This window comes from Streptomyces hazeniae (assembly GCF_031845485.1).
GTDB lineage: Bacteria > Actinomycetota > Actinomycetes > Streptomycetales > Streptomycetaceae > Streptomyces > Streptomyces hazeniae.
In genome coordinates, this window is the sequence record NZ_JAVREQ010000164.1 from 1 (window position 1) to 461 (window position 461).

The 461-nt window shown below is 72.2% G+C and carries 1 protein-coding gene; it reads left to right on the forward strand.

The window, feature by feature from the left end; genetic code table 11:
- The coding region (locus tag RM572_RS29120) for a biotin carboxylase N-terminal domain-containing protein (RefSeq protein ID WP_311676355.1) at nucleotides 1-461 on the forward strand (461 nt) is incomplete at both ends.

Consider the following 461-nt stretch of genomic DNA (forward strand, 5'->3'; position numbering starts at 1 on the left):
CGTGGCTGTCCGGATCGGGCCGGCTGCGGCCCGGCAGAGCTATCTCGACATCGACGCGGTGGTCTCTGCCGCGCAGCGCACCGGCGCGCAGGCCGTTCATCCCGGAGACGGATTCCTTTCCGAGAACGCCGAGTTCGCCGTCGCGCTGCAGGCCGCGGGCATCGTGTTCATCGGCCCGCCGGCCTCCGCGATCGCCACAATGGGCGACAAGATCGCGGCCAAGGCCGCGGTGTCGGCATTCGGCGTCCCGGTTGTGCCGGGCATATCGCGTCCGGGCCTGACCGATGAGGATCTCATCGCGGGGGCTCCCGAGGTCGGTTTCCCCGTCCTGGTCAAGCCGTCGGCGGGTGGCGGCGGCAAGGGCATGCGGGTGGTCGAGCAGGCCGCCGATCTGCCTGCGGCGTTGGCGAGTGCCCGCCGCGAGGCCGCCGCCGCCTTCGGCGACGACACCCTGTTCCTGG